The organism is Citrobacter sp. Igbk 17 (genome assembly GCF_028069775.1).
Lineage (GTDB): Bacteria > Pseudomonadota > Gammaproteobacteria > Enterobacterales > Enterobacteriaceae > Citrobacter.
Window position 1 is genome coordinate 1 of the sequence record NZ_JANEWI010000109.1, and the last position, 277, is coordinate 277.

The following is a 277-nucleotide window of genomic DNA, read 5'->3' on the forward strand; positions in this document are numbered from 1 at the left end:
CACGGTCCAGACTCCTACGGGAGGCAGCAGTGGGGAATATTGCACAATGGGCGCAAGCCTGATGCAGCCATGCCGCGTGTATGAAGAAGGCCTTCGGGTTGTAAAGTACTTTCAGCGAGGAGGAAGGTGTTGAGGTTAATAACCTCAGCAATTGACGTTACTCGCAGAAGAAGCACCGGCTAACTCCGTGCCAGCAGCCGCGGTAATACGGAGGGTGCAAGCGTTAATCGGAATTACTGGGCGTAAAGCGCACGCAGGCGGTCTGTCAAGTCGGATG

1 rRNA gene is annotated in these 277 nt (G+C 55.2%); it reads left to right on the forward strand.

Features of this window, described 5'->3' with window-relative positions:
- A 16S ribosomal RNA gene (locus NNO08_RS23025) occupies positions 1–277 on the forward strand; the annotation flags it as partial.